At 65.2% G+C, this 26675-nt stretch carries 23 protein-coding genes; 18 read left to right on the forward strand and 5 right to left on the reverse strand.

What is annotated here, in order from left to right; all coding sequences use genetic code 11:
• The 3 genes from dnaX to hrcA form a co-directional block, all read right to left on the reverse strand.
• The coding region (dnaX, locus tag VL52_RS17190) for a DNA polymerase III subunit gamma/tau (RefSeq protein ID WP_144410310.1) at positions 1-1153 on the reverse strand (1153 nt) is incomplete at its 3' end.
• Positions 1154-1250: 97 nt separating this feature from the next.
• Positions 1251-2291, reverse strand: a complete 1041-nt coding sequence (mltB, locus tag VL52_RS17195) for a lytic murein transglycosylase B (RefSeq protein ID WP_200896043.1) — start codon at positions 2289-2291, stop codon at positions 1251-1253.
• Between the two features lie 32 nt (positions 2292-2323).
• Complete coding sequence (hrcA, locus tag VL52_RS17200) at positions 2324-3346, reverse strand: heat-inducible transcriptional repressor HrcA (RefSeq protein WP_046158182.1); 1023 nt, start codon at positions 3344-3346, stop codon at positions 2324-2326.
• A 156-nt stretch (positions 3347-3502) separates the two neighbouring features.
• Between hrcA and recA the strand changes: the two genes are divergently transcribed.
• From recA to VL52_RS23515, 6 genes are all read left to right on the forward strand, one after another.
• Positions 3503-4555: a recombinase RecA gene (gene recA, locus VL52_RS17205; RefSeq protein WP_021476347.1), complete on the forward strand. Its 1053-nt coding sequence runs from the start codon at positions 3503-3505 to the stop codon at positions 4553-4555.
• Positions 4555-5013 carry a recombination regulator RecX gene (gene recX / locus VL52_RS17210; RefSeq protein ID WP_046158183.1) on the forward strand — a complete coding sequence of 153 codons (459 nt, stop codon included), beginning with the start codon at positions 4555-4557 and terminating at the stop codon, positions 5011-5013. Before recA ends, recX begins: the two co-directional genes overlap by 1 nt.
• Before the next feature lie 3 nt (positions 5014-5016).
• On the forward strand, positions 5017-5475 hold the full coding sequence (locus tag VL52_RS17215) for an SRPBCC domain-containing protein (protein WP_046158184.1): 459 nt from the start codon (positions 5017-5019) through the stop codon (positions 5473-5475).
• 63 nt (positions 5476-5538) lie between these two features.
• The gene (gene alaS / locus VL52_RS17220; protein WP_046158185.1) at positions 5539-8172 is read left to right on the forward strand and encodes an alanine--tRNA ligase; all 2634 of its coding nucleotides are present in this window, start codon (positions 5539-5541) and stop codon (positions 8170-8172) included.
• Positions 8173-8283: 111 nt separating this feature from the next.
• Positions 8284-8769 carry a GNAT family N-acetyltransferase gene (locus VL52_RS23510; protein ID WP_052729374.1) on the forward strand — a complete coding sequence of 162 codons (486 nt, stop codon included), beginning with the start codon at positions 8284-8286 and terminating at the stop codon, positions 8767-8769.
• 213 nt (positions 8770-8982) lie between these two features.
• Positions 8983-9729: a substrate-binding periplasmic protein gene (locus tag VL52_RS23515; RefSeq protein ID WP_052729375.1), complete on the forward strand. Its 747-nt coding sequence runs from the start codon at positions 8983-8985 to the stop codon at positions 9727-9729.
• A gap of 147 nt (positions 9730-9876) precedes the next feature.
• Here VL52_RS23515 and VL52_RS17235 read toward each other — a convergent pair whose 3' ends face one another.
• Complete coding sequence (locus VL52_RS17235; RefSeq protein ID WP_046158186.1) at positions 9877-10644, reverse strand: sulfite exporter TauE/SafE family protein; 768 nt, start codon at positions 10642-10644, stop codon at positions 9877-9879.
• Between the two features lie 349 nt (positions 10645-10993).
• Between VL52_RS17235 and VL52_RS24725 the strand changes: the two genes are divergently transcribed.
• The 7 genes from VL52_RS24725 (at position 10994) to kdpE (ending at position 19717) form a co-directional block, all read left to right on the forward strand.
• Positions 10994-11182, forward strand: a complete 189-nt coding sequence (locus VL52_RS24725; protein ID WP_011135152.1) for a hypothetical protein — start codon at positions 10994-10996, stop codon at positions 11180-11182.
• A gap of 407 nt (positions 11183-11589) precedes the next feature.
• Positions 11590-11679 carry a K(+)-transporting ATPase subunit F gene (kdpF, locus tag VL52_RS24150; protein ID WP_021476355.1) on the forward strand — a complete coding sequence of 30 codons (90 nt, stop codon included), beginning with the start codon at positions 11590-11592 and terminating at the stop codon, positions 11677-11679.
• A 2-nt stretch (positions 11680-11681) separates the two neighbouring features.
• On the forward strand, positions 11682-13490 hold the full coding sequence (gene kdpA, locus VL52_RS17245) for a potassium-transporting ATPase subunit KdpA (protein ID WP_046158188.1): 1809 nt from the start codon (positions 11682-11684) through the stop codon (positions 13488-13490).
• 24 nt (positions 13491-13514) lie between these two features.
• Complete coding sequence (gene kdpB / locus VL52_RS17250) at positions 13515-15629, forward strand: potassium-transporting ATPase subunit KdpB (protein WP_046158189.1); 2115 nt, start codon at positions 13515-13517, stop codon at positions 15627-15629.
• A gap of 78 nt (positions 15630-15707) precedes the next feature.
• A complete protein-coding gene (gene kdpC / locus VL52_RS17255; RefSeq protein WP_046158190.1) occupies positions 15708-16286 on the forward strand; it encodes a potassium-transporting ATPase subunit KdpC in 579 nt (192 codons plus the stop codon).
• 6 nt (positions 16287-16292) lie between these two features.
• Positions 16293-18980 (forward strand): DUF4118 domain-containing protein, encoded by a 2688-nt coding sequence (locus VL52_RS17260; protein WP_046158191.1) that lies wholly within the window; start codon positions 16293-16295, stop codon positions 18978-18980.
• Between the two features lie 20 nt (positions 18981-19000).
• The gene (gene kdpE / locus VL52_RS17265; protein ID WP_021476360.1) at positions 19001-19717 is read left to right on the forward strand and encodes a two-component system response regulator KdpE; all 717 of its coding nucleotides are present in this window, start codon (positions 19001-19003) and stop codon (positions 19715-19717) included.
• Positions 19718-19724: 7 nt separating this feature from the next.
• Here kdpE and VL52_RS17270 read toward each other — a convergent pair whose 3' ends face one another.
• Positions 19725-20315 carry a TetR/AcrR family transcriptional regulator gene (locus tag VL52_RS17270; protein ID WP_046158192.1) on the reverse strand — a complete coding sequence of 197 codons (591 nt, stop codon included), beginning with the start codon at positions 20313-20315 and terminating at the stop codon, positions 19725-19727.
• A gap of 962 nt (positions 20316-21277) precedes the next feature.
• Between VL52_RS17270 and VL52_RS17275 the strand changes: the two genes are divergently transcribed.
• From VL52_RS17275 to VL52_RS17295, 5 genes are all read left to right on the forward strand, one after another.
• Positions 21278-22360, forward strand: coding sequence for a hydroxymethylglutaryl-CoA synthase (locus VL52_RS17275; protein ID WP_046158193.1), 1083 nt, complete (start codon positions 21278-21280; stop codon positions 22358-22360).
• Between the two features lie 23 nt (positions 22361-22383).
• Positions 22384-23580 (forward strand): thiolase family protein, encoded by a 1197-nt coding sequence (locus tag VL52_RS17280; RefSeq protein ID WP_046158194.1) that lies wholly within the window; start codon positions 22384-22386, stop codon positions 23578-23580.
• An 11-nt stretch (positions 23581-23591) separates the two neighbouring features.
• Positions 23592-24032, forward strand: coding sequence for a Zn-ribbon domain-containing OB-fold protein (locus VL52_RS17285; protein ID WP_046158195.1), 441 nt, complete (start codon positions 23592-23594; stop codon positions 24030-24032).
• Positions 24033-24127: 95 nt separating this feature from the next.
• Positions 24128-25177 carry a type III polyketide synthase gene (locus VL52_RS17290; RefSeq protein ID WP_046158196.1) on the forward strand — a complete coding sequence of 350 codons (1050 nt, stop codon included), beginning with the start codon at positions 24128-24130 and terminating at the stop codon, positions 25175-25177.
• A gap of 119 nt (positions 25178-25296) precedes the next feature.
• Positions 25297-26580 carry an MFS transporter gene (locus VL52_RS17295; RefSeq protein WP_046158197.1) on the forward strand — a complete coding sequence of 428 codons (1284 nt, stop codon included), beginning with the start codon at positions 25297-25299 and terminating at the stop codon, positions 26578-26580.
• The last annotated feature ends 95 nt before the right edge of the window (positions 26581-26675 follow it).

A 26675-nucleotide genomic window follows, 5' to 3' on the forward strand; every position in this document is an offset into this window, starting at 1 on the left:
AGGCCGGCGCCGGGCGCGGCTGGGACGGAGCGGCCGGGCGCGCGGGCGCGGCGCTCTCCGCCGGCGCGTTGACCGGGTGGAAGGCCAGCATCCGCAGCAGCGCCATATTGAAGCCGGCGTGCTCGTCCGGCGCCAGCGCCAGGTCTTTGCGGCCGTGGATGGCGATTTGATAGTACAGCTGCACGTCCTGCGGCGCGATGGCGTCGGCCAAAGCGAACAAGGTGTCGCGCTCGGGCTCGTCGGCTGCCAGCGCCGTCGGCACCGTCTGCGCAAGCGCCAGTTGCTGCAGCAGCACCGCCAGTTCGGACAGCGCGGAATCGAAACTGACGCCGCGCTCGGCCAGGCGGTCGGCCTCGGCCATCAGCGCCGGGCCGTCGGCAGCGGCCAGCGCCTGCAGCAAGGTGAACAGGTAGCGGCGATCCACCGCGCCCAGCATCGCGCGCACGCCGTCTTCCTTGACCTCGCCCAGTCCGTAGGCGATGGCCTGATCCAGCAGCGACTGCGCGTCGCGCATCGAGCCGGAGGCGGCGCGGCCCAGCAGCGCCAAGGCCGGCGCCTCGTACTGGATGCCCTCGACGTCCAGCATGTGGGCCAGGTGGGTCGACACCTGCTGCGGCGTCATATTGCGCAAGGAAAACTGCAGGCAGCGGGACAGCACCGTCACCGGCACCTTCTGCGGATCGGTGGTGGCCAGGATGAACTTGACGTGGCCCGGCGGCTCTTCCAGCGTCTTCAGCATCGCGTTGAACGCGCTCTTCGACAGCATGTGCACTTCGTCGATGATGTAGACCTTGAAACGGCCCATCGTCGGCGCGTACTGGGCGTTTTCCAGCACTTCGCGGATGTTGTCGATGCCAGTGTTGGACGCGGCGTCGATCTCCAGGAGGTCGACGAAGCGGCCGGTGTCGATCTGGCGGCAGGCCTGGCACTCGCCGCAGGGCTCGGCCGTGGTGCCGGTCTCGCAGTTCAGGCTCTTGGCCAGAATCCGGGCGATGGTGGTCTTGCCTACGCCCCGGGTGCCGGTAAGCAGGTAGGCGTGGTGAAGCCGCTGCTCTTTCAGGGCGTTGGAGAGGGCGCGCACCACGTGCTCCTGGCCGACCAGGTCGGCGAAGCGTTTGGGGCGCCACTTGCGGGCAAGGACTTGATAGCTCATGGGGGCGGATTTTAATGGCAATTGCCGCGCAAGGCGACAGGTTTCACCGGCGCGGCCTCCCAGGCGGCGCCGGCGTCTTGTTGCGAAAGCCCGCGTCTTACTGCGCGGCGGAGGCCGGGTCCGGCCGCTGCGCCAGCGACGCGTAGTAGCGCTGGCGCAGTTGGCCGGCGATCTCCTGCACCGCCTTGGCGTACAGCGTGCTGCGGTTGTAGCGGGTGATCGCGTAGAAATTGTTCAGGCCCAGCCAGTACTCGGTGACGCCGGGCGTGGTCTCCAGCGAGAACAGCACCGCCGGCACGTTGTCGGCCAGCGGCGTTTGCGGCGCCACGCCCATCTTGCGCAGATCGCCCACCGTGTAGTGCAGGTTGAATTTGTCGGCCAGCAACTTGTCGACCTGAGCCTCCGGCTCCACGCTGGCCGGCGCCACGATGTCGTCGCCGCGCCTCCAGCCGTGCAGCTGGAAGTAATGGGCGACGCTGCCGATGGCGTCGTGCGGGTTGCTCCAGATGTCGCGGTGGCCGCTGCCGTCGAAATCCACCGCCCACTTGCGGTAGCTGGACGGCATGAATTGCGGCAGGCCCATCGCGCCGGCGTAGGAGCCCTTCAGCGTCAGCGGGTCCTTGCCCTCTTCCTTGGCCAGCAGCAGGAACTGGGTCAGCTCGCCGCGGAAGTACTCGGCGCGGCGCGGGTAGTCGAAGCCTATGGTGGACAGCGAGTCCACCAGCCGGAAGCTGCCAGTGTTGCGGCCGTAATGGGTTTCCACGCCCAGGATGGCGACGATCACCTCCGGCGCCACGCCGTACTCCCGCTCGGCGCGCGCCAGGGCGTCGGCGTTGCCTTGCCAGAACGCGGTTCCGTCGACGATCAGCTTGTCGTTGACGGTGGACGCGCGGAACTGGTACCACGGCCGCGAGGTGGACGGCTTGTCGAGGATGCGGATGATGTTGGGCTTCAGCTCCACATTGGCGAACACCGCCTCCAGCTCGGGGCGGTTGAACTGGCCTGTGGCCACCTGCTCGTCGATGTAGCGCTGCACGTCGGGGCGCGCCAGAAAGGCGGCGTCGGCCTGGGCTTGCGGAGCGGTAAAGGCCGCGCCGGCCAGAGCGGCGGCTATGGCCAGTTTCAACATCGATTTCATGATTCTGCTTTCTTTTTCGATATGGCTTGAGTTCATTCGCGGAAGGACAGCGCGTTGCTGACCAGGCGGGCGGTGATGTCGACGATGGGAATCACCCGCTCGTAGGCCATGCGGGTGGGGCCGACCACGCCCAGCGTGCCCACCACTTGGCCGTTGATGCAGTAGGGCGCGGTCACCACCGAGCATTCGTCCAGCGTTATGACTCCAGACTCCTCGCCGATGAAAATGTTCACCCCCTGCGCCTCCCTGCCCTGCGCCAGCAGCTTCAGGAGTTCGGTCTTGCGCTCGAACACGCCGAACAGCTCCCGCAGCCGCGACAGGTCGTCGGACAGGTCGTGCACCTGCAGCAGCCGCGAGCCGCCGCTGACCACCACGTCCTCGTTGCGCTTGGCCAGAGTCTGCTGGCCCAGCCTCACCGCGGCGGCCATCAGCTCGGCGATGTCGCCCTGCAGCTGTCGCAGCTCGCCCTCCACCCGCGACGTGACGGCGCTCAGGCCTTGTCCGGCGTAATGCTGGTTGATGAAGTTGCCGGCCTCCACCAGTTCGGACGGCGTATAGTCGCGCTCGGTGTTCAACAGGTGGTTCTGCACGTCGCCGTCCAGCGTCACCAGTATCATCAGCACCCGCCGTTCGGACAGGCGCAGGAATTCGATCTGGCGGAAGGCGACGTCGCTGCGCTGCGGCGTCAGCACCACGCCGGCGAAGCTGGTCAGCTCGGACAACAGCGACGACGCCGCCTGGGCGATGCGCTGCGGGCTGTCCGGCTGCAGATTGGCCTCCAGCTCGTTACGCGACAGCTCGTCCAGCGGCCGTATCGTCAACAGCCGGTCGACGAACAAGCGATAGCCGCGCGCGGTGGGAATCCGCCCCGCCGAAGTGTGCGGCGAGGCGATCAGGCCCATGTTTTCCAGATCGGCCAGCACGTTGCGCACCGTGGCCGACGACAGCTCCACCCCGGGCAGCAGCGACAGAGTCTTGGAGGCCACCGGCTGACCGTCGGCGATGTACCGTTCGATCAGCGCCTTCAGCAAATGTTGGGCGCGTTCGTTCATCATGTCCCCATTGTACACATCCTGCACCGCGCCAAAAGGGGGCGTGGCGCGGCTTTACGACCATGGCACGAAAACCGCCCTCCCCAAGCTGCTGTTAGCCCTCTGGTTTTCTGCGATAATCGCCCCCATCATTGGTCCGACTACCCCATTGGAGACAGCATGGCTTCCGAAGACAAGAGCAAGGCGCTGGCCGCCGCCCTCTCCCAGATTGAAAAGCAGTTCGGCAAGGGTTCGATCATGCGCATGAGCGACAACCAGATCAACGAAAACCTGCAGGTGGTCTCCACCGGCTCGCTGACTCTGGACCTGGCGCTGGGCGTCGGCGGCCTGCCGCGCGGCCGCGTGGTCGAAATCTACGGCCCGGAGTCGTCCGGCAAGACCACCCTGTGTCTGCAAGCAGTGGCCGAGATGCAAAAATTGGGCGGCACCTGCGCCTACATCGACGCGGAAAACGCGCTGGACCCGCAATATGCGCAAAAGCTGGGCGTCAAGGTCGACGACCTGCTGATCTCGCAGCCGGACACCGGCGAGCAGGCGCTGGAAATCTGCGACATGCTGGTGCGCTCCAGCGGCGTCGATCTGATCGTGATCGACTCGGTGGCCGCCTTGGTGCCCAAGGCGGAAATCGAAGGCGAGATGGGAGACAGCCACGTCGGCCTGCAGGCCCGCCTGATGAGCCAGGCGCTGCGCAAGCTGACCGGCAACATCAAGCGCACCAACACCCTGGTGATCTTCATCAACCAGATCCGCATGAAGATCGGCGTGATGTTCGGCAACCCGGAAACCACCACCGGCGGCAACGCGCTGAAGTTCTACGCCTCCGTGCGCCTGGACATCCGCCGCACCGGCGGCATCAAGAAGGGCGAGGAAGTGATCGGCAACGACACCCGCGTCAAAGTGGTGAAGAACAAGGTTTCCCCGCCGTTCCGCCAGGCCGATTTCGAAATCCTGTACGGCGAGGGCATCTCGCGCCAGGGCGAAATCATCGAGCTGGGCGTCAAGCACGGCTTCGTCGACAAGTCCGGCGCCTGGTACGCCTACAACGGCCAGAAGATCGGCCAGGGCAAGGACAACACCCGCGAATGGCTGAAGGCCAACCCGGCCATCGCCGAGGAAATCGAGCGCAAGATCCGCGAAGCGGTGGGCATCAAGATCGAGATCAACGAAGCCCAGGGCGACGAAGAGTTCGCCGACGACGCCTTCGACGCCTGATGGCGGCGGAAGGCAAAAGCCTGAAGGCGCGAGCCGCCGAACTGCTGTCCCGCCGGGAATACACCCGGCAGGAACTGGTTCGGCGGCTCGCGCCTTTTGCCGACAGCGAGGATGAGCTGAACGCGGCGCTGGACGAGCTGGCCGCTGCCGACTGGCAATCGGACGACCGCTTCGCCCGCCAGTTCGCCAGCAGCAAAGGGGCCAAGTTCGGCAGCCGCCGCCTCGCGCAGGAAATGCGCCAGCGCGGCGTGGACAGCGAAACCATACGCGAGGCGCTGTCCGGCCAGGACGATCTTGCCAGCGCGCGCGCGCAGTGGCGCAAGAAATTCGGCCGGCTGCCGGCCGACGCCGCGGAAAAGGCCAAGCAGTACCGCTTCCTGGCGCAGCGCGGCTTTCCCGCCGACGTGATCCGCCAGGTATTGGCGGGCGGCGGAGACGACGACTTCTACGAGGACTGAGCCATGGCAACGCGCAGCATCGCCACCGAAATCGACATCGCCGCCAGCCCGGAACGGGTGTGGCAGGTGCTGACCGACTGGCGGCGCTACCCGGAATGGAACCCGTTCATCGTCGGCCTGCATGGCCGCCACGAAGCCGGCGCCCGGCTGGTGGCCACTCTCCATCCGCCGGGCGGACGCCGCCTGACTTTTCGGCCGCGGCTGAGCGAATTCGCCGCCGGCAGCCTGATGGCCTGGCGCGGCAAATTGCTCGTTGCCGGCCTATTGGACGGCGAGCATCGCTTCCGGCTGGAAGCGCTGGATGGCGGCGGCACCCGCCTGCATCACGGCGAGGATTTCTCCGGCCTCTTGCTGCCGCTGATCGGCGACGGACTGCTGGAGCGCGCCCGCCAAGGCTTCCTGCAAATGAACCAGGCGCTGAAGCGGCGCTGCGAAGCGCTTGCCAGCCAGGCCCCGGCTTGACACAATCGATGGATTCGTCCTGGCACGGCGCCCGGACCAGATTTTGAAAATTGACCAAAAATCATGAAAACCTCTGAAATTCGCAAGAAATTCCTGGATTTCTTCGCCTCCAAAGGCCACCAGGTAGTTCCCTCCAGCAGCCTGATCCCCGGCAACGACCCGACGCTGATGTTCACCGTCGCCGGCATGGTGCAGTTCAAGGACGTGTTCCTGGGTTTTGAAAAGCGCGACTACACCCGCGCCACCACCAGCCAGAAATGCCTGCGCGCGGGCGGCAAGCACAACGACCTGGAAAACGTCGGCTACACCGCGCGCCACCACACCTTCTTCGAAATGCTGGGCAACTTCAGCTTCGGCGATTACTTCAAGCGCGACGCCATCACCTTCGCCTGGGAATTCCTGACCGGCGAGCAATGGCTGGCGCTGCCGAAGGACAAGCTGATGGTGACGGTGTACGCGTCGGACGACGAAGCCTACGACATCTGGCACAACACCGTCGGCGTGCCGGCCGACAAGATCGTCCGCATCGGCGACAACAAGGGCGCGCCGTACGCGTCCGACAACTTCTGGACCATGGGCGACACCGGCCCCTGCGGCCCGTGCACCGAGATCTTCTTCGACCACGGCCCGTCCGTCGCCGGCGGCCCTCCGGGCAGCCCGGACGAAGACGGCGACCGCTTCATGGAGATCTGGAACAACGTCTTCATGCAGTTCAACCGCGACGACGCCGGCACGCTGCACCCGCTGCCCAAGCCGTCGGTCGACACCGGCATGGGTCTGGAGCGCCTGTCCACCGTGCTGCAGCACGTGAAGTCCAACTATGAAACCGACGCGTTGGCCTGTCTGGTGCGCGCCGCCGCCCGCGAAACCGGCGTGGAATACAGCCAGGACGTGCCGTCGCTGAAAGTGATCGCCGATCACATCCGCGCCTGCTCCTTCATGGTGGCCGACGGCATCCTGCCGTCCAACGAGGGCCGCGGCTACGTGCTGCGCCGCATCGCCCGCCGCGCGATCCGCCACGGCTACAAGCTGGGCCAGAAGGGCCTGTTCTTCCACAAGATCGTCGCCGACCTGGTCGCCGAGATGGGCGAAGCCTATCCGGACCTGCGCGAGAAGCAGGCGCATATCGAAGACGCGCTGCGCGCCGAGGAGATCAAGTTCGCCGAGACGCTGGAAATCGGCATGGGCCTGGTGGACTCCGCGCTGGAAGGCGGCAAGGCCGCTCTGGACGGCGACACCATCTTCAAGCTGTACGACACCTTCGGCTTCCCGGTGGACCTGACCGCCGACATCTGCCGCGAGCGCGGCATCCATGCCGACCTGGAAGGCTTCGAGCGCGCGATGGAAGCGCAGCGCGAGCGCGGCCGCGCCGGCTCCAACTTCAAGATGAGCGGCAAGATCGCCTACAACGGCGACGACACCCGCTTCCACGGCTACGACAAGAGCAGCGTCGACGCCAAGATCCTGGCGCTGTACAAGGGCACCGAACCGGTCGACAGCCTGTCCGCCGGCGATGAGGGCATCGTGGTCCTCGACCACACCGCCTTCTACGCCGAAGGCGGCGGCCAGGTGGGCGACGTCGGCGAAATCTCCGCCGCCGGCGGCATCGCCGCGCTGTTCGACGTGGCCGACACCCAGAAAATCCAAGGCGCGGCCTTCGGCCACAAGGGCAAGCTCGCCCGCGGCGCGCTGAAGGTGGGCGACGCCGTCACCGCCACCATCGACCTGCACCAGCGCCAGGCCAGCGCCCGCAACCACTCCGCCACCCACCTGCTGCACGCGGCGCTGCGCCATGTGCTGGGCGGCCACGTGGTGCAGAAGGGCTCGCTGGTGAATCCGGAGCGCACCCGCTTCGACTTCGCCCACGGCGAAGCCGTCACCGCCGCGCAGATCGCCGAGCTCGAGCGCGTGGTCAACCACGTGATCGCCGCCAACTACGAGGTCAAGGCCGAGCTGATGAGCATGGAAGCCGCGCAGAAGTCCGGCGCGATGATGCTGTTCGGCGAGAAGTACGGCGACGAAGTGCGCGTGCTGACCATGGGTGACTTCTCCGCCGAGCTGTGCGGCGGCACCCACGTCAAGCGCACCGGCGACATCGGCCTGTTCAAGATCGTGGTCGAAGGCGGCGTGGCCGCCGGCGTGCGCCGGATCGAGGCTGTCACCGGAGAAGGCGCGCTGGCCTACATCCAGGCCCAGGACGCGCTGATCAAGGAAGCCGCCGGCGCGCTGAAGGCGCAGACCAGCGACGAGGTGGTCGCCAAGATCACCGCGCTGCAGGACAACGTGAAGTCGCTGGAGAAGGAGCTGGCCAAGTTGAAAGGCCAGCTGGCGGCCTCCGCCGGCGACAGCCTGTCCGACGCCGCCGCCGACGTGAACGGCGTCAAGGTGCTGGCGGTCGAGCTGCCGGGCGCCGACAACACCGCGCTGCGCGAAACGCTGGACAAGCTGAAGGACAAGCTGGGCTCCGCCGCCATCGTGCTGGCCGCCAAGGGCGACGGCAAAGTGGCGCTGGTGGCCGGCGTCACCGCCGACCTGACCGGCAAGCTGAAAGCCGGCGAACTGGTCAACTTCGTCGCCCAGCAAGTCGGCGGCAAAGGCGGCGGCCGTCCGGACATGGCCCAGGCAGGCGGCACCCAGCCGGAAAACCTGGACGCCGCGCTGAAAGGCGTGCAAGCCTGGGTGGCGGGCAAGCTGTAAACCGCCTCTTGTTGCGCAGAACAAACGGCCGCATGGATTCCATGTGGCCGTTTTTCATATGTTCATAATTTCTGGTTACACTCGACGGCGGCCCATCCTCAGGAACACGCCATGAGCGATACCGCATTCCGCCTTGCCGGCTGGGACGACCTTCCCGCCATCCGCCTGCTGCTGCAGCAGGCCTTCACGCCATTGCAAGAGATATTGCCCAGCCGTCCCACCGCACTGGACGAAACCATAGGCAGCCTGACCGGCCACCTGGCCAGCGGCAGCCAGATTTTCGTCGCCGAGCGGCAAGGGCTGCCGGTCTCCTGCCTGCTGGTGCTGCCGCCCGACGACGGCTGCGCCGAAGTCAAACGCGTCTGCACCCACCCCGATTGGCAAGGCCATGGCCTGGGATCGGCGCTGATGAGCCACGCGGAGCGGCAACTCAGCCTGCAAGGCGTGCAAAGGCTGAAACTGTCCACTCGCCGCCGGCTGCCCGACAACCTGCGCTTCTACCAGCGGCTGGGCTACAGCCAGAGCGCGATCCAGCCTTACCCGGCCGGCATCGACGACGAGCGCATCGAACTGAGCAAGACGCTGGCGGCAGCCTGAGCATCTTGTAATAGTCTCAATTATCCAAACCAACAAAATCTGTAAGTTTGTTTCAAATCAAAGCACATGAAATCATAAATTACTAATATAACCATGCTTCTTATGGCTTCTCCTTTGTTGTTTGCTTTGATGCCCCGGTACCCCCGGGGCTCTTTTTTTGTCCGCCGCGCTTATAGTGGGAAATGAAAACATGCTGCCGCACCGGAGACATCCATGCGCGTCGCCGTCATCTCCCTGCTCTGCCAACTCCTGGCCCTGCCCTCCCACGCGGAGGCGCCGCCTCCCGATCTGCTCGCGCTGACCGAATCCCTGCCCCCTCTCAGCTATGAGGAGGGAGGCGAACACAAGGGTTTCTCCAACGAATTGCTGCAGATGATGCTGCGCGACAGCGGCTTGCGCGCCGTGATTGAAGTCAAGCCGTGGAGCCGGGCGCTGAGGGAAGCGCAGCAAACGCCCAATACCCTGCTCTATCTGACGGTCAGGACGCCGGAACGCGAGGCATGGTTCAAATGGATAGGCCCGGCGCTGCCGTTGCCGATCGAGGTATTCCGGCTGGCCGGACCGCATGCGCCGCCGCCATCGCCAGACGAAATCCGGCGGGCCAAGATCGCGGTGGCTCGCGACACGCCGGGAGAGAAGATACTGGAGGAAAAGGGCCTCGCCGCCAGCGACAATCTGGTGCTGACCAACGACGAGGCCCAGTCCGCCAGACTGCTGTACGCGCGCCGCGTGCAATTCAGCGCCGGCGTTGGCCTGTTTCAGCGCTACGCCGCTCGCCAGCAAGGACAAAATCCGGAACAGCTGGAACCGGTGCTGGCGCTGGACGACCGCACCCGCTTCTATTTCGCATTGCAAAAAGACAGCAAGCCGGAATACGCCGCGCGGCTGCAGGCGGCGCTGGACAAAATCAAGCAGGATGGCCGCTACGCCGCGCTGTTGAAGCGCTACAACCATCCATAGGAAATAGGCCAGTCGCAGGAACCGGCCGCCTCAAACGCAAGCGCCGCTGACAAAAGTCCCTAAGCAAGGCGCGCCGCCGCAGGCGGTACACATGGTACGACAAGGAGGCGCAACGCAATCGAGGCTTTTGTCCGCGGCGCAAAAAAGCTAAAGCACCAGCTTGCCGCCCGCCAACGCCAACATCACCGCCAGCGCCGGCCGCAGCCAGTGGTCGGACAGGCGGCCGGCCAAGCGGCTGCCCAGCCAGATGCCCGGCAAGGAACCGCTGAGCAGCTTCAACAGCAGCACCCAGTCCAGATGACCCATGCCGGCATGGCCCAGGCCGGCCACCAGCGTCAACGGCACCGCGTGGGCGATCTCGGTGCCGACCAGCCGCGAAGTGGGCAAGGCCGGATACAGCATGAACAGGGCCAATGTGCCCAGCGCGCCGGCGCCGATCGAGCTTAGCGTCACCAGCACGCCCAGCACCACGCCGACCAGCGCCGTCGGCCACCAGCGTCCATCGGCGCCCAGCTTGGCCGCATGATGGCCGCCGACCTTCAGCAGCCAGGGCTTGAACAGGATGGCGAAAGCCGTCAGCAGCAGCGCCAGTCCCAGCACGAAGCGGAACAGCGCGTCCATCACCTGGGCCGGCACGTGCAGCCAGGACAACAGGCCCAGCGTCAGCAGCGCCGCGGGCACGCTGCCCAAGGACAGATGCCAGGCGATGCGCCAATCTATGTGGCGCTGCTTGTGATGCACCACCACGCCGCCGGCCTTGGTCACCGCGGCATACAGCAGATCGGTGCCGACGGCGGTTGCCGGCGAGATGCCGAACCACAGCAGGATGGGCGTCATCAGGGAGCCGCCGCCCACCCCGGTCAAACCGACGATGAAACCGACGGCCAGCCCCGCCATCGTATATCCCAAATCCATGGGAGCCCCCATTCATGCTGCAAGATGTCGTTGATGCTACGCGCTTTGCTTATAACAATTTAGACCTATTAGCTACAACTTTATGATCAACAACACTAACCCATGCTTCCATGCAGGTTTCATCGCAGCGTCAAGCCGGCGTAACACGGTTCGACTATGTTTCGATATGAACAAAACGACAAGGAACGCCACAACCCTTTCCCGATTTACACCCAAGTGCTTTACAAACCAGGCAAATCGCGTCAACTTGATACCGTCAGGGCGCAGCCTGACCGCTTGCGACACCCAACAGCACGCCAGCCGCCAGGCACCCCTGAGAAGCCCACGTTTCGAGATCGAAAGGTGCAGGATGATTTCTCGTATCCCCCTGAGCGTTCGCAGAAAACAAGCCCGTGACCAACATGAAAGCTTTCTCTACGCAGTAGCCAAGCCCCAGCTGAGCGACGAGGAACGATCCCGCCAACAGAAGGTTCGCCAGCGCGCGCACGACCGCGACGACGCCCGTTTCCTGGCCGATCGCTGCGACGATCTGTTCTGACCCTATGCCCGGGGCCCCTGGCCCCCCGCAGCCTTCCCCTCGCCCAAGGCTGAGCGTCTCCTGTTTTTCTTTACACCCCCTCTCCCGCCCTAACTGCCCGTTGATCCCGACGGACAAAGCCTTCAAACTCGCCGGCATCCAGGCTCTCCAGCTAAAGAAAATCCCCCAAAATAGCCAAACCGCTAATTAATCAATCAAAAAATTGCCGATAAAGATAATTTTTATATTTTCTTTATGTCCGTTAGCGCGCTTTTATCATGTTTTTGACGCCGGTTTGATTACCTTCCACATCGCACATTACGTATGGAGATTTTCGTTATGGATCTGCTCTACCTGGGCCTCATCGCGCTGTTCGGCGCGCTGACTTGGCTCTTGATCGCAGCCTGCGACCGTTTGGGAGGCAAGCAATGACTGCCTGGTACCTGATCAGCGCCTTGCTGGCGCTGGGACTGTTCGTCTACCTGATCTACGCATTGGTCAAACCGGAGAATTTCTAATCATGAGCACACCCGCCATGCTGCAACTGGGCTTGTTCCTGGTTGTGTTGATCGCGCTGGCCTGGCCGCTGGGCGCTTACATGACGCGCGTCATGCAGGGGGAAAATGTCGGGCCGGTCCGCTTCTTCGCGCCGCTGGAGCGCGCCTTCTACCGCCTGGCCGGCATCAAGCAGGATGAAGAGATGGGCTGGCGCGGCTACGCGGTGGCGCTGATCCTGTTCAACGTGCTGGGCGTGGCCGCCGTCTACGCGCTGCAACGGCTGCAGGGCATGCTGCCATTCAATCCGCAGGCGATGGCCGCGGTATCGCCGGACTCCTCGTTCAACACCGCTGTTTCCTTCGTCACCAACACCAACTGGCAAGGCTACGGCGGCGAAACCACGATGAGCTATCTGACCCAGATGCTGGGACTGACGGTGCAGAACTTCGTGTCCGCCGCCACCGGCGCCGCCGTGGTGATCGCGCTGATCCGCGGCTTCGCCCGCCACAGCAGCGCCAAGATCGGCAACTTCTGGGTGGACGTCACGCGGATGACTCTGTACGTGTTGCTGCCGCTGGCCGTGGTATTCGCGCTGGTTTTCACCCAACAGGGCGCCATCCAGAACCTGTCCGCCTACAAGGACGTCCACACCGTCGAAACCGTCAAATACCAGCAGCCCAAGCAAGACGCCAAGGGCAACCCGGTGCTGGGCAAGGACGGCAAGCCGGCGATGGACGACAAGACCAGCCAGACGCAGACGCTGCCAATGGGCCCGGTGGCCTCGCAGGAAGCGATCAAGATGCTGGGCACCAACGGCGGCGGCTTCTTCAACGCCAACTCCGCCCACCCGTATGAAAATCCGACGCCGCTGGTCAACTTCCTGCAGGACATCGCCATCTTCCTGATCCCGGCCGCGCTGTGCTTCCTGTTCGGCCGCATGGTCGGCGACCGCCGCCAGGGCTGGGCCATCCTCGCCGCGATGACCATCATGTTCGCCACCGCGGTGGTGGTGGAAACCAGCGCCGAGCAGGCCGGCGTGCCGCAATACAGCTCGCTGGGCATAGACCAGCGCGCAAGCCAGCTGCAATCCGGCGGCAATATGGAAGGCAAGGAAACACGCTTCGGCATCATCGACACCTCGCTGTTCGTCGCCGTGACCACCTCCGCCTCCTGCGGCGCGGTCAACGCGATGCACGATTCGCTGACGCCCATCGGCGGCCTGGTGCCGATGTTCCTGATGCAGCTGGGCGAAGTGGTGTTCGGCGGCGTCGGCTCCGGCCTGTACGGCATGCTGATCTTCGCGATCCTGGCGGTGTTCATCGCCGGCCTGATGGTGGGCCGCACGCCGGAATACCTGGGCAAGAAGATCGAAACCTACGAGATGAAGATGACCGCGATCACCATCCTGGTGACGCCGACCCTGGTGCTGGCGCTGACCGCGATCGCCGTCAGCCTGGCCGCGGGCAAAGCCGGCATCGCCAACCCGGCCGCGCACGGCTTCAGCGAGATCCTGTACGCGTTCACTTCGGCCGCCAACAACAACGGCAGCGCCTTCGCCGGCCTGTCCGCCAACACGCCGTTCTACAACATCATGACCGGCCTTGCGATGTTCTTCGGCCGATTCTTCATGATCGTGCCCATCCTGGCGATCGCCGGCTCGCTGGCCGCCAAGAAGCGCCTGGCCGTCACCGGCGGCACCCTGCCTACCCACGGCCCGCTGTTCGTGACGCTGTTGATCGGCACCGTGCTGCTGGTGGGCGCCCTCAACTATGTTCCGGCCCTGGCGCTGGGCCCGGTGGTCGAGCACCTGCAAATGCTCGCCGCCCGCTAAGCGCGTCAGTCAAGGAAACTCGATATGAACGACAACAATCATTCCAAGCCGCTGGCGGCCCCCGCCGCCAGCCACAAGAGCGCCAGCAAGTCGCTGCTCGATCCGGCGCTGATGAAGCCCGCCATCGTCGACTCGTTCAGGAAACTGTCGCCTCGCACCCAGTGGCGCAACCCGGTGATGTTCGTGGTGTACGCCGGCAGCATCCTGACCACGGCGCTGTGGATCCAGTCGCTGGTCGGCCATGGCGAGGCTCCGTCCGGCTTCATCCTGGCCGTGGCGCTGTGGCTGTGGTTCACCGTGCTGTTCGCCAACTTCGCCGAGGCGCTGGCCGAGGGCCGCAGCAAGGCCCAGGCCGCCAGCCTGCGCTCCGCCAAGAAAAACGTGGTGGCCAAGAAACTGGCCGGCGGCAATCACGGCGCCGCCAAGAGCATCGTCGACGGCGCCAGCCTGCGCAAGGGCGACTACGTGCTGGTGGAAGCCGGCGACGTCATCCCGGTTGACGGCGACGTGATCGAAGGCGTGGCCTCGGTGGACGAATCGGCCATCACCGGCGAATCGGCGCCGGTGATCCGCGAGTCCGGCGGCGACTTCTCCTCGGTCACCGGCGGCACCCGCGTGCTGTCCGACTGGATCGTGGTGAAGATCACCGCCAACCCGGGCGAAACCTTCCTCGACCGCATGATCGCGATGGTGGAAGGCGCCAAGCGCCAGAAGACGCCGAACGAGATCGCGCTGACCATCCTGCTGGTGGCGCTGACCATCGTGTTCCTGATCGTCACCGTGACGCTGCTGCCGTTTTCGCTGTTCAGCGTGGACGCGGCCAAGGCCGGCACGCCGATCAGCATCACCACCCTGGTGGCGCTGCTGGTCTGCCTGATTCCGACCACCATCGGCGGCCTGCTGTCCGCCATCGGCGTGGCCGGCATGAGCCGCATGATGGGCGCCAACGTGATCGCCACCTCAGGCCGCGCGGTGGAAGCCGCCGGCGACGTGGACGTGCTGCTGCTGGACAAGACCGGCACCATCACGCTGGGCAACCGCCAGGCATCGGCCTTCATCCCGGCGCCGGGCGTGTCCGAGAAAGACCTGGCCGACGCCGCCCAGCTGGCCTCCCTGGCCGACGAAACGCCGGAAGGCCGCAGCGTGGTGGTGCTGGCCAAGCAGAAGTTCAACCTGCGCGAACGCCAGCTGGCCAGCCATGAAGCCGTGTTCATCCCGTTCACCGCGCAAACCCGGATGTCCGGCATCGACTACGACGGCCGCCAGATCCGCAAGGGCGCCATCGACGCGATCCGCCGCCACATCGCGGAACAAGGCGGGCAGTTCCCCGACGCGCTGGCGAAAAACGCCGAGGACGTGGCCCGCCGCGGCTCCACCCCGCTGTTGGTGGCGGAAGGCAACCGCGCGCTGGGCGTGATCGAGCTGAAGGACATCGTCAAGGGCGGCATCAAGGAACGCTTCGCCGAGCTGCGCCAGATGGGCATCAAGACGGTGATGATCACCGGCGACAACCCGCTTACCGCCGCCGCCATCGCCGCCGAAGCCGGCGTGGACGACTACCTGGCCGAGGCCACGCCGGAAGCCAAGCTCAAGCTGATCCGCAGCCATCAGGCCGAAGGCAAGCTGGTGGCGATGACCGGCGACGGCACCAACGACGCGCCGGCGCTGGCCCAGGCCGACGTGGCGGTGGCGATGAACACCGGCACCCAGGCGGCCAAGGAAGCCGGCAATATGGTGGATCTGGACTCCAATCCCACCAAGCTGATCGAGATCGTCGAAATCGGCAAGCAAATGCTGATGACGCGGGGCTCCCTGACCACCTTCTCCATCGCCAACGACGTGGCCAAGTACTTCGCCATCATCCCGGCGGCGTTCGCCAGCACCTATCCGCAGTTGAACGCGCTGAACGTGATGGGCCTGAACAGCCCGGCCTCGGCCATCATGTCGGCGGTGATCTTCAACGCCGTCATCATCGTGGCGCTGATTCCGCTGGCGCTGAAGGGCGTGAAATACCACGCCCGAAGCGCGGCCGAACTGCTGCGCGGCAACCTGCTGGTCTACGGCCTGGGCGGCCTGCTGGTGCCCTTCGCCGGCATCAAGCTGATCGACATGCTGCTGGGCGCGATGGGCCTGGTGTAAGCGGCGGCCGCGGCTCCCGGCATGCCGGGAGCCCGGCGACGCGGCGCGCTCCGCGCCAACAGAATGGAAAGGATTATCATGAAAGTCATTCGTCCCCTGCTGGTGATCTTCGGCGGCCTGTCGCTGATCACCGGCCTCGCCTACCCGCTCGCCACCACCGGCATCGCCCAGGCGGCGTTCCCGGCGCAGGCCAACGGCAGCCTGATCGAGAAAGACGGCAAGGTGGTGGGCTCGCGGCTGATCGGCCAGAACTTCGCCGGCGAGCAATACTTCTGGAGCCGCCCGTCGGCCACCAGCCCGATGCCGTACAACGCCGGCAGCTCCGGCGGCTCCAACCTGGGCCCGACCAATCCGGCGCAGCTGGCCGCGGTGAAAGGCAATGTGGAAGCGATCCGCAAGGCGCACCCGACCCAGACCGGCCCGGTGCCGGTGGACCTGGTGACCGCTTCGGCCAGCGGCCTGGACCCGGAAATCTCGCTGGCCTCCGCCTATTACCAGGTTGACCGCGTGGCCGCCGCGCGTAAACTGCCGGCAGACGCGGTGCGCAAGCTGGTCGACGGCCGCGTCGTCGGCGAAACCTTCGGCTTGCTGGGCGAGCCGCGCGTCAACGTGCTGGAGCTGAATCTGGCGCTGGACGAACTCTCCAAGAAAGCTTAAACCCGCATGACCGATCAGCGCCCCGACCCGGATGCCCTGCTGGATGAACTGAAGCGCGAAGAGCTGGAGGCTCAGCGCGGACGGCTGAAGATTTTCTTCGGCGCCTGCGCCGGCGTCGGCAAGACCTTCGCCATGCTGGCCGCCGCGAGGATCAAGCAACAGGAGGGGGTCAAGGTGCTGGTCGGGGTGGTGGAAACCCACGGCCGCAAGGAAACCGCGGCCCAGCTGGACGGCCTGGAAGTGCTGCCGCCCAGCCGGATCGAGTACAAGGGCCGCGCGCTGTCGGAATTCGACATCGACGCGGCGCTCGCCGTCAATCCGCAACTGATCCTGATCGACGAGTTCGCCCACTCCAACGCCCCCGGCTCGCGCCACCCCAAGCGCTGGCAGGACGTGGAGGAGCTGCTCGCCGCCGGCATCGATGTCTACACCACTCTCAATGTGCAGCACCTTGAGAGCCTTAACGATGTGGTCGGCCAGATCACCGGCATCATCGTCAGGGAAACGCTGCCCGACCATGTGTTCGACATGGCCGATGAAGTCTCGCTGGTGGACCTGCCGCCGGACGAGCTGTTGTCCCGCCTCGCCGCCGGCAAGGTCTATCTGCCGCAGCAGGCCGAGCGCGCGGTGAAGAATTTCTTCCGCAAGGGCAATTTGCTGGCGCTGCGCGAGCTGGCCCTGCGCCGCACCGCCGACCGCGTCGACGCGCAGATGCGCGCCTATCGCGCCGACCAGTCGATCAAGCCGGTCTGGCACGCGCGCGAGCGGCTGCTGGTCTGCGTCGGCCCCGGGCCCGGCACGGAAAAGCTGGTGCGCAGCGCCAAGCGGCTGGCCGCCAATCTGGACGCCGACTGGATCGCCGTCTACGTGGAGACGCCCAAGCTGCAGCGGCTGCCGGAAGAGCAGCGCGCGCGGATATTGAAGGGGCTGAGGCTGGCGCAGGAGCTGGGCGCCGAAACCACGGTGCTGGGCGGCAGTTCGCTGGCCGCCACCTTGCAGGCCTACGCCCGCACCCGCAACGTATCCAAGCTGGTGGTGGGCAAATCCAGCCGCGGCTGGATCGCCCGGCGGTGGGAAGGCTCGCTGGTCGCCGAACTCAGCCGCCTGTCCGGCGATGTCGACGTCTACGTGGTGGCGCATGAGCTGGAGGAGGACGCGGACAAGCGCGGCAAGCGCGTGCCCAGCCTGCTGTTCAGCGACAGCGAGTCCGGCAACGCCGCGCGCGGCTACCTGGCCGCCGCCGCCATCTGCTTCGCCACCACCGAGCTCAACCACCTGCTGGTGCCCTACTTCGCGCTGTCCAACGTGATCATGGTGCACCTGCTGGCGGTGGTGCTGATCGCCACCCGCTACGGCCGCGGCCCCGGCGTGCTGGCGTCCTTCCTGTCGGTGGCGGCGTTCGATTTCTTCTTCGTGCCGCCGCAGCTGTCGTTCGCGGTGTCCGACACCCAGTACTTGCTGACCTTCATCGTGATGCTGGTGGTGGCGCTGATCATCAGCCAGCTGACCGCCCGTTTCCGCTTCGAAGCCACCATCGCCACCTACCGCGAGCGCCGCACCCGCGCGCTGTACGATCTGGGCCGCGAACTGGCCGGCGCGCTGACCGCCTCGCAAATCATCGAAACCGCGGTCGGCCGGCTGGAGCCGCTGTTCCGCGCCAAGGTGATGCTGTTCATCCCGGACAGCGAGGACCGCCTGCGCGCCGCCACCGACAGCGGCAACGACGCCGACGCCGGCGTCGCGCAATGGGTGTTCGACAACCAGCAGCCGGCCGGCCTCGGCACCAACACGCTGCCGTCCAACGCCGCGCTCTATGTGCCGCTGAAAGCGCCGATGCGGGTGCGCGGCGTCATCGCGCTGTTGCCGGAGGAAACCGTCCACCCCTTCCTGCCGGAGCAGCAGCGGCTGCTGGAGACCTGCGCCGCCCAGATCGCGCTGGCGCTGGAGCGGGTGCATTACGTGGAAGTGGCCCAAGACGCCATCGTGGCGATGGAGTCGGAGCGGCTGCGCAACAGCGTGCTGTCGGTGGTGTCCCACGACCTGCGCACGCCGCTGACCAATATGCTGGGCATGGCCAATATGCTGAACGCACCCACCCTGCCGCCGGGCCAGCAAGCCGAGATCGCCCAGTCCATCCAGGACGAAGCGCTGCGGATGACCAAGCTGGTGACTAATCTGCTGGACATGGCCAAGCTGCAGTCCGGCGTCAAACTGAACAAGGAATGGCAGCTGCTGGACGAGGTCGTCGGCAGCGCCGTGCGCGCCTGCGAGCGCAGCCTGCGCCACCACAAGCTGGAGCTGGATCTCAGCCGCGACCTGCCGGTGCTGGAGTACGACGCGGTGCTGATCGAGCGCGTGCTGGTCAACCTGCTGGAAAACGCCGGCAAGTACACGCCGGCCGGCTCGCGCATCGAGCTGGCCGCCCGCCACGACGGCGACAAGGTCCGCATCACCGTCACCGACGACGGCCCGGGCCTGCCCGCCAGCATGGAACAGCGCGCCTTCGACAAATTCACGCGCGGCGCGCCGGAATCCACCACGCCCGGCGTCGGCCTGGGCCTGGCCATCTGCCGCGCCATCATTGAAAACCACGGCGGAACGATAGAAGCCGGCAATGTCCGTCCGCACGGCGCCCGCTTCTGCTTCACGCTGCCGGCCGGCGCGCCGCCCGCGCTGCCGCCTGACGACGCCTGAAACCACAAGAGCGACAAGACATGAACGACGCACCCATCTCCGTAGTGATCATCGAAGACGAAAAGCCGATCCGCCGCTTCCTGTCGGCGGCGCTGGAAGAGGAGAATCTTACCGTCTACGAGGCCGAGACCGGCAAGCAGGGACAGATAGAGGCGGCGACCCGCAAGCCCGATCTGGTCATCCTGGACTTAGGGCTCCCGGACATGAACGGCATAGACGTGATCAAGAGCCTGCGCGAGTGGAGCGACATCCCCATCCTGGTGCTGTCGGCCCGCACCCAGGAGACCGAGAAAGTGGCGGCGCTGGACGCCGGCGCCGACGACTACCTGACCAAGCCCTTCGGCGTCGCCGAATGCCTGGCCCGGATCCGGGTGCTGCTGCGCCGCCGCATCCACGGCAGCGCGGCGGCGCAGCAAACATTCCAGTTCGGCGACATCAAGGTGGATCTGGTCAACCGCCTGGTGCACAAGGGCGAAACCCCGGTGCATCTGACGCCCATCGAATACCGCTTGCTGTCCACGCTGATCCGCAACGCCGGCAAGGTCATCACTCACCGCGAGCTGCTGCTGGCGGTATGGGGGCCGTCATTCTCCGAACACAACCAGTATCTGCGCGTCTACATGGGCCACCTGCGGCAGAAGCTGGAAGACAATCCGGCGATGCCGCGCCACATCGTCACCGAAACCGGCGTCGGCTACCGGCTGGTGGAGCAGGAGCTGCGCCAGCCGGCGGATTGAAAGCCTTTCAGCGCGCGGCGCCGGACAGCAGCATGCCGATGAAAGCGTCGATGTCGCGCTCGGCGTCCAGTTGATCGGTCAACAGCCGATACCAACAGAAGCCGAATACCATGTCCAGCAGCAGCTCCAGATCGGCGTCCGCCGCCAGCTCGCCGCGCCGCGCCGCGCTTTCCAGCAGTTGGCGCGGCAGCTCTCGCCGGCGGCCCATGAATTCGTTCTTCATCTGCATCAGGGTCTGCGGGTCCAGCTGCGCCTCGGCGATCACGCTGCGGAACGCCTCGCCGCAGATCGAAGAGCGCCACACCCGCCATAGATTGTGCAACAGGAAGGACAGGTCCTCTCTCAGCGAACCGCATTCCGGAAACTGCCTCACCTGCCCGCTTTCGCTTTCATACACCTCGGCGATCAGCGCCGCCTTGTTCGGCCACCAGCGATAGATGGTGGGCTTGCTGGCGCCCGCGCGCCGCGCCACCGATTCGATGCTGATGCCGCAGTAGCCGACTTCCTTGAGGATTTCTATTGTCGAATCCAGGATCGCCCGATGCGTCTGCGGATTGCGCGCAGCCCCGGTCGAGCTTCTGATGGTGTTCTGCGACATGGAAAGCCATCCTCCTATTCTATTCATGATGAAGTGCCGCCGGCACTCGGGCGCGCCTTTCCGGCGGATCTCGGCGCGGCATCGCCACGCGGGCATGATAGCAAGACGGCCTGGGCGGCTTCTTAATCAAAAGAAAAAACGAAACGTTTCGTTTTGTTATAGAGAGCCCGCTTACAACGAAACGACGATGCCCGCGGACCATGGGTGCCAACAGCGCCGATATCCTGGCCTTTGCAATACAAGGAAAGGAATCGGCGCATGCGCGCGAGGCGAGAGCGCCAAGATCAAAAATATCGTGAGCGGCAACATATCACCTAACCGGCCCGCTGCGACACCCATCGCCGCCGCCGCTCGCCTCTTCTTCGCAAAAAAACAACAATGAATCGGCGAGGCCCGCAGACTGAAAACTAATTCTAAAGATAAAAATCATATAAAAAACAATGCCAAAGCAGACAAATTTACTGTCACTCAACTGTCAATCTCGACTCCCGCCGCCCAACAATATTCCCAATCGGAAAACCTTGTCCTCGAACAACAAAACCATACAAGCGCCAACGAAAATTTCCGATCCAAGCAAAAATTGTCCACTTTTCATCAATTGCGCAGCAAAAAAATCTCACTTTGCTTAGTCTCGATTGATGAATCATCAAGAAAAACCAACCTAGAACAGACATTCAAGCGGACTCCATACCCGGCGCGCGCTATCGATTCATTAAAACCATCATCTTAAATAACATTTCAATTAGTCTATTTTGTTCATTAATAAAATAATTCATGCTCGGCTAAAATTATAAGTTCACGAAATTTACCATTGACACAAAATGCCAACGGCATGCTAACTAAAAAAAGGAAACGGTACGTTTCGTATTTTTAGCGGCATGCCCGTCCATCACGCCAAGATCTTCGGCGCCAAGCGGGCTGCGGCCGCCCACGCACAACCCGTTTAGCGAAAAGGAAGCGCCATGAAGAAGGCAGGCATAGTGAGCTATGGCAGCGCCATCCCGGTTTGCCGGCTCAAGATAGAAGACGTCGTCGACGTCTGGAAAAACACCGAGGCCGCGCTGGTGCGCGACCATCTGGGGGTCAGCGAGCGCGCGGTGCTGCAACCCGACGAGGACGTGATCACGCTAGGCGTGCTGGCCGCGCAGCGCGCGCTGGAGCACGGCGGACACCCCAGGCTGGACGCGCTGTACCTGGGCACCTGCACCAATCCCTACGAGTCCCGCGCCTCCGCCGCCGTGATCCTGGAAATGCTGGGCCAAGGCTATGACCTATACTGCGCCGACATCCAGTTCGCCGGCAAATCCGGCACCTCCGCGCTGCAGATCGGGCAGGCGCTGGTCTCCGCCGGCATGGCGGAACACGCGTTGATCGTCGCCGCCGACGCCATCGGCCGCCACACCGCGCCGGGCGATCTGACCGAGTCCTACGCCGGAGCCGGCGCCGCCGCGCTGGTGCTGGGCAGCGGCAAGGTCATCGCCGAGATCGACGCCACCTTCTCCTGCGCCGCCGACGTCGCCGACAACATCCGCCCGCAAGGCGAACGCTACATCCGCTCCGGCATGGGCTTGGGCTCGGACAAGAACGGCATCGGCCTGGAAGAGCAGACCCGCCGCGCGGTGCGCGGCCTGCTGGACAAACTGAAGGCTTCGCCGTCGGACTTCGACTACGCGGTGTTCCAGCAGAACGTGGCGGCAACCCCGCGCTCGCTGGGCCGACAGCTGGGCTTCGCCGCCGAGCAGGTGGAAGCGGCGCTGTTCGCCGGCAGCGTCGGCGACACCGGGTCGGCCAGCCCGCTGCTGGGCCTGATCCAGGCGCTGGACCAGGCCAAGCCCGGCCAGCGCATCCTGCTCGCCTCCTACGGCTTCGGCGCAGGCAGCGACGCCGTCGCGCTGACGGTGACCGACGAAATCGTCGAACACCAGCGCCGCGCCAAGCCGCTGGCCGCGCAACTGGCCGCCAAGCGCCACATCGATTACGGCACCGCGATCAAGTACGAGTTCAAGTACCTGCGTCCGGACTACGCCCTGACCGCCTACCTCTGAGATCGAGCAACAGGAGAATAATCATGAGCGCACGACGCGTCGCCATCGTGGCGGCGGCCTACACGCCCAAGCCGGGCAGCAGCCGGGTCCGCCAGACTTTCAAGGAAATGATCGTCGAGTCGTCCTACCAGGCCTTGGCCAACGCCGGCATGGACGCCCGTGAAATTCAGGGCGTGGCCTATGGCTACCACGGCGAGGGCATCTCGGAATACGGCGGCCTGGGCCCGACCATTTCCGACACGCTGGGCGTCAGCCCCGCCCCCACCTTCATCACCAGCTCGAACTGCACCAGCAGCTCGGTATCGTTCCAGATGGGCCACCAGATGGTCGCGTCCGGCGAGTACGACATCGTGTTGTGCGGCGGCTTCGAGAAGATGACCGACCATTTCAACTACGCCGAATACATCGGCTCCAGCACCGAGTGCGAGTACGACTACTTCCTGGGCATCTCGCACACCGACGCCTTCGCGCTGGCCACCTCGGAATACTTCCACCGCTACGGCTACGCCGGCCGCGAAGCCGACGTGCTGGCCGCCTTCGGCCGCCAGATGCGCGTCTACGCCCACAACACGCCGACCGCCACCCGCTACGGCCAGCCCATCCCCTCGCTGGACGAGCTGAAGAAAAGCGAGGCGCACGGCTCGATGCTGGCCTGGGGCGAGGCCAGCGGCTGCGCGATCCTGGTGGCCGAGCACCTGGCGCACAAGTACACCGACAAGCCGGTGTTCATCAAAGGCTGCGCCTACACCGGCGTGTCGCATTACTTCGGCACCCGCTACCACAATCCGACGCTGCGCCACCCGGGCCTGGCCACCGACACCGGCATGGCGCTGTCCGCCAACTCGGTCGCCTGCGCCGAGATCGCCTACAAGAAGGCCGGCATCAGCGCCAAGGACATCGACGTGGCCCAGGTCTACGACCTCTTGGGCGCCGGCCTGATCCAGATGGAATCGATGGGCATCTGCAAGCCCGGCCAGGCCGGCCACTTCGTGCTGGAAGGCGGCATCGCCATCGACGGCGAAACGCCGCTGAACACCGACGGCGGCAACATCGGCCGCGGCCACGCCTCCGGCTGCGACGGCATCCTGCACATCACCGAGCTGTTCCGCCAGCTGCGCGGCGAATCCGACAACCAGGTGAAGAACGCGCGCATCGCGGTCTCGCAAAACCTCGGCGGCTACGCCGCCCACAACTCGGTCATCGTACTGGGCAACGAATAAGGAGCGTCAGCATGTCCCTGTATCCGGAACACATCCACCGCATGACCACGGCCAGCATGCTGCGCGAATGGCGCGAGCATGGCGGCAAGTACCGCCTGGAAGGCACGCGCTGCAAGGCGTGCGGCGAAATCTTCTTCCCGCGCCGCAGCGTGTGCGGCGCCTGCAACTCGCTGAGCGTGGAAACCTACCGCTGCGCCCGCGCCGGCGTCATCGTCGCGCTGTCCGAGGCATCCAACCCCATCCTCGCCGGCATGGGCTACGGCGAGACCGTGCCGCGCCACATGGCGATGCTGAAGCTGGACGACGGCATCGGCCTCGCCTCCGAAGTGGTGGACGTGCTCGACCCGTCCCGGCTGAAGATCGGCGCCCGCGTGCGCATGGTGCTCCGCAAGCATGTGCGCGAGAGCAACCTGGCCTGGCAATACGCCTACAAGTTCGTGCTGGAAGATTGATCGCGACCGGGCGGGATGCGTCGCCCCGCCCGGCGCCCAGGATGAAAACGACGCCACCCGAATCTTAGCCACTCACTGATATAAAGGTCTGAACCATGTCCACGCTCTGCCAACCGTCCGTGCTGTTCCCGCAATACAAGATCACCCAGGCCCAGATGATCGAGCACCTGGAAGAACTGCACGGCGACCACCCGCGCCTGCCGCTGGCGCGCAGGATGATCCAGAACACCGAGGTGAACACCCGCCACCTGGTGCTGCCGATCGACGAATTGTCGGTGCACACCGGCTTCACCCACCGCAGCATCGTCTACGAACGCGAGGCGAGGGCGATGTCGTCCAAGGCCGCGCTGCAGGCGCTGGAAAGCGCCGGCCTGACGCCGCAAGACATCCGCATGGTGATCGTCACCTCGTGCACCGGCTTCATGATGCCGTCGCTGACCGCCCACCTGATCAACGATCTGAACATGGCGCAATCGACGATCCAGCTGCCCATCGCCCAGCTCGGCTGCGTGGCCGGCGCCGCCGCCATCAACCGCGCCCACGACTTCGCCAGCCTGGGCGGCCTCAACCACGTGCTGATCGTGTCGCTGGAATTCTCGTCGCTGTGCTACCAGCCGGACGACACCAAGCTGCACGCCTTCATCTCGTCCGCGCTGTTCGGCGACGCGGTGTCGGCATGCGTGGTGCGCGCCGACGACGACGCCGCAGGCTTCCACATCAAGGGCACCCGCTCCTTCTTCCTGCCCAAGAGCGAGCACTTCATCCGCTACGACGTCAAGGACACCGGCTTCCACTTCACGCTGGACAAGGCGGTGATGAACTCGATCAAGGACGTGGCGCCGGTGATGGAGGAGCTGAACCAGCAGGTGTACAACCAGCAGTGCTCGTACAACGACTTCTTCGTGTTCCACACCGGCGGCCGCAAGATTCTGGACGAACTGGTCAACAAGCTGGAGCTGCCGGCCGAGAAGGTGGCCCACTCCCGCAACAGCCTGTCAGAAGCCGGCAACATCGCCAGCGTGGTGGTGTTCGACGTGCTGAGCCGCCGCTTCGCCGCCAACACCGAAGAAGGCTCGATCGGCATGCTGGCGGCCTTCGGCCCGGGCTTCACCGCCGAAATGGCGGTGGGCCAGTGGGCGGCCTGAGGCCATCCGCCTGACAGGCGCGCCGGAACGGCGCGCCTGTCCCCTCCCATCGTCAGCTTCCCTTTCGCCACTCCCGCCGCGGGCAGGCGCGCCCGTCGGCGACGCCTCAGGAAAACGCGATGAACAAGACCACGCTGCCCGGCCCCGGCGCCGGGAGACACGAAACCATCATGGTGGTGCTGCTGTCGCTGGGCTTCGGCCTGGTGGGACTGGACCGCTTCATCATCCTGCCCTTGTTTCCGGTCATCATGCGGGACCTGCAAATGAACTATCAGGATCTGGGCAACCTGTCCGCCGCGCTGGCGATGGCCTGGGGCCTGGCCGCGCTGACCGTGGGCGGCATGGTGGACCGCCTGGGCCGCAAGACGGTGCTGGTCGGCTCGTTGTTCCTGGTGTCGATGCTGTCCGGCCTGTCGGCGCTGGCCGGCGGCCTGTTCGGCCTGCTGGCGCTGCGCGCGCTGATGGGCATGTGCGAGGGCCTGTTCACGCCCGCCGGCATCACCGTCGCCACCGAGGTGTCCCATCCGGACCGGCGCGGCTTCAATCTAGGCGTGCAGCAAGCATTGTTTCCGGTGCTGGGGCTGGCGCTAGGGCCGCTGATCGCCGTCTGGCTGCTGGAAACGCTGCACTCCTGGCGCGGCGTGTTCGCCGTGGTGGCGCTGCCCGGCTTCCTGCTGGCCTGGCTGATCCACCGCCACTACCGGCCGGAGCTCGGCCACCTGCCCCCCGCTTCCGGCCAGCCCGCCGGCTCTCCCCTGCCATGGCGGCGGCTGCTGCGGCTGGGCAATATCCGGCTCAACGTGTTGCTGATGTTCTGCATCCTGGCCTGCCAGTTCGTGCTGTGCGCGATGCTGCCCAACTATCTGACCGACCACCTGCGGCTGTCGACGATGGAAATGGCGTCGGTGATCTCCGCCATCGGCATCGGCGGCTTCATCGGCCAGTTGATCGTGCCAGGCCTGTCCGATCTCTACGGCCGCAAACCGGCGGTGATGCTGTCATTCGCCGCCAGCGCGGCGCTGGTGCTGCTGCTCAAGATGGCGCCGGCCCAGCCATGGCTGCTGTTCATCCTGCTGTTCGGTATTTCCTTCTTCAATTGCAGCCTCACCTGCCTGACCGTGGGCCCGCTGACCGGAGAGTCGGTGCCCGCCGCGCTGCTGCCGGCCGCCACCGGCATCGTGGTGGGACTGGGCGAGGTGCTGGGCGGCGGCGCCGCGCCGGCGCTGGCGGGTTTCGTCGCCACCCGCTTCGGCCTGCCGGCCATCCTTTATGTGGCGCTGGGCGGCAGCCTGGGCGGCCTGGCGCTGTCCACGCTGCTCAAGAGACCCCGCGAGGAACCGTCCAGCCTGCCTATACCGGATGAAATCCCGCCGTCGGCCCGCGCGCTGCCGGAACGGGTCTAGCCGGGAAACCGGTGTTGACAGCCAGCTGCCATCGGCATAATCTAATACTCATGCGCCGATTTGACACAGCTTGCGGGCGCTTGATAAATGCCAGC

This window comes from Chromobacterium vaccinii (assembly GCF_000971335.1).
Taxonomy (GTDB): Bacteria; Pseudomonadota; Gammaproteobacteria; order Burkholderiales; family Chromobacteriaceae; genus Chromobacterium; species Chromobacterium vaccinii.

What these genes read in the sequence shown, in the direction of transcription:
- mltB (WP_200896043.1), bottom strand. Translation starts at nt 2,291, where the DNA reads ATGAAATCGATGTTGAAACTGGCCATAGCCGCCGCTCTGGCCGGCGCG.
- hrcA (WP_046158182.1), bottom strand. Translation starts at nt 3,346, where the DNA reads ATGATGAACGAACGCGCCCAACATTTGCTGAAGGCGCTGATCGAACGG.
- recA (WP_021476347.1), top strand. Translation starts at nt 3,503, where the DNA reads ATGGCTTCCGAAGACAAGAGCAAGGCGCTGGCCGCCGCCCTCTCCCAG.
- recX (WP_046158183.1), top strand. Translation starts at nt 4,555, where the DNA reads ATGGCGGCGGAAGGCAAAAGCCTGAAGGCGCGAGCCGCCGAACTGCTG.
- VL52_RS17215 (WP_046158184.1), top strand. Translation starts at nt 5,017, where the DNA reads ATGGCAACGCGCAGCATCGCCACCGAAATCGACATCGCCGCCAGCCCG.
- alaS (WP_046158185.1), top strand. Translation starts at nt 5,539, where the DNA reads ATGAAAACCTCTGAAATTCGCAAGAAATTCCTGGATTTCTTCGCCTCC.
- VL52_RS23510 (WP_052729374.1), top strand. Translation starts at nt 8,284, where the DNA reads ATGAGCGATACCGCATTCCGCCTTGCCGGCTGGGACGACCTTCCCGCC.
- VL52_RS23515 (WP_052729375.1), top strand. Translation starts at nt 8,983, where the DNA reads ATGCGCGTCGCCGTCATCTCCCTGCTCTGCCAACTCCTGGCCCTGCCC.
- VL52_RS17235 (WP_046158186.1), bottom strand. Translation starts at nt 10,644, where the DNA reads ATGGATTTGGGATATACGATGGCGGGGCTGGCCGTCGGTTTCATCGTC.
- VL52_RS24725 (WP_011135152.1), top strand. Translation starts at nt 10,994, where the DNA reads ATGATTTCTCGTATCCCCCTGAGCGTTCGCAGAAAACAAGCCCGTGAC.
- kdpF (WP_021476355.1), top strand. Translation starts at nt 11,590, where the DNA reads ATGACTGCCTGGTACCTGATCAGCGCCTTGCTGGCGCTGGGACTGTTC.
- kdpA (WP_046158188.1), top strand. Translation starts at nt 11,682, where the DNA reads ATGAGCACACCCGCCATGCTGCAACTGGGCTTGTTCCTGGTTGTGTTG.
- kdpB (WP_046158189.1), top strand. Translation starts at nt 13,515, where the DNA reads ATGAACGACAACAATCATTCCAAGCCGCTGGCGGCCCCCGCCGCCAGC.
- kdpC (WP_046158190.1), top strand. Translation starts at nt 15,708, where the DNA reads ATGAAAGTCATTCGTCCCCTGCTGGTGATCTTCGGCGGCCTGTCGCTG.
- VL52_RS17260 (WP_046158191.1), top strand. Translation starts at nt 16,293, where the DNA reads ATGACCGATCAGCGCCCCGACCCGGATGCCCTGCTGGATGAACTGAAG.
- kdpE (WP_021476360.1), top strand. Translation starts at nt 19,001, where the DNA reads ATGAACGACGCACCCATCTCCGTAGTGATCATCGAAGACGAAAAGCCG.
- VL52_RS17270 (WP_046158192.1), bottom strand. Translation starts at nt 20,315, where the DNA reads ATGTCGCAGAACACCATCAGAAGCTCGACCGGGGCTGCGCGCAATCCG.
- VL52_RS17275 (WP_046158193.1), top strand. Translation starts at nt 21,278, where the DNA reads ATGAAGAAGGCAGGCATAGTGAGCTATGGCAGCGCCATCCCGGTTTGC.
- VL52_RS17280 (WP_046158194.1), top strand. Translation starts at nt 22,384, where the DNA reads ATGAGCGCACGACGCGTCGCCATCGTGGCGGCGGCCTACACGCCCAAG.
- VL52_RS17285 (WP_046158195.1), top strand. Translation starts at nt 23,592, where the DNA reads ATGTCCCTGTATCCGGAACACATCCACCGCATGACCACGGCCAGCATG.
- VL52_RS17290 (WP_046158196.1), top strand. Translation starts at nt 24,128, where the DNA reads ATGTCCACGCTCTGCCAACCGTCCGTGCTGTTCCCGCAATACAAGATC.
- VL52_RS17295 (WP_046158197.1), top strand. Translation starts at nt 25,297, where the DNA reads ATGAACAAGACCACGCTGCCCGGCCCCGGCGCCGGGAGACACGAAACC.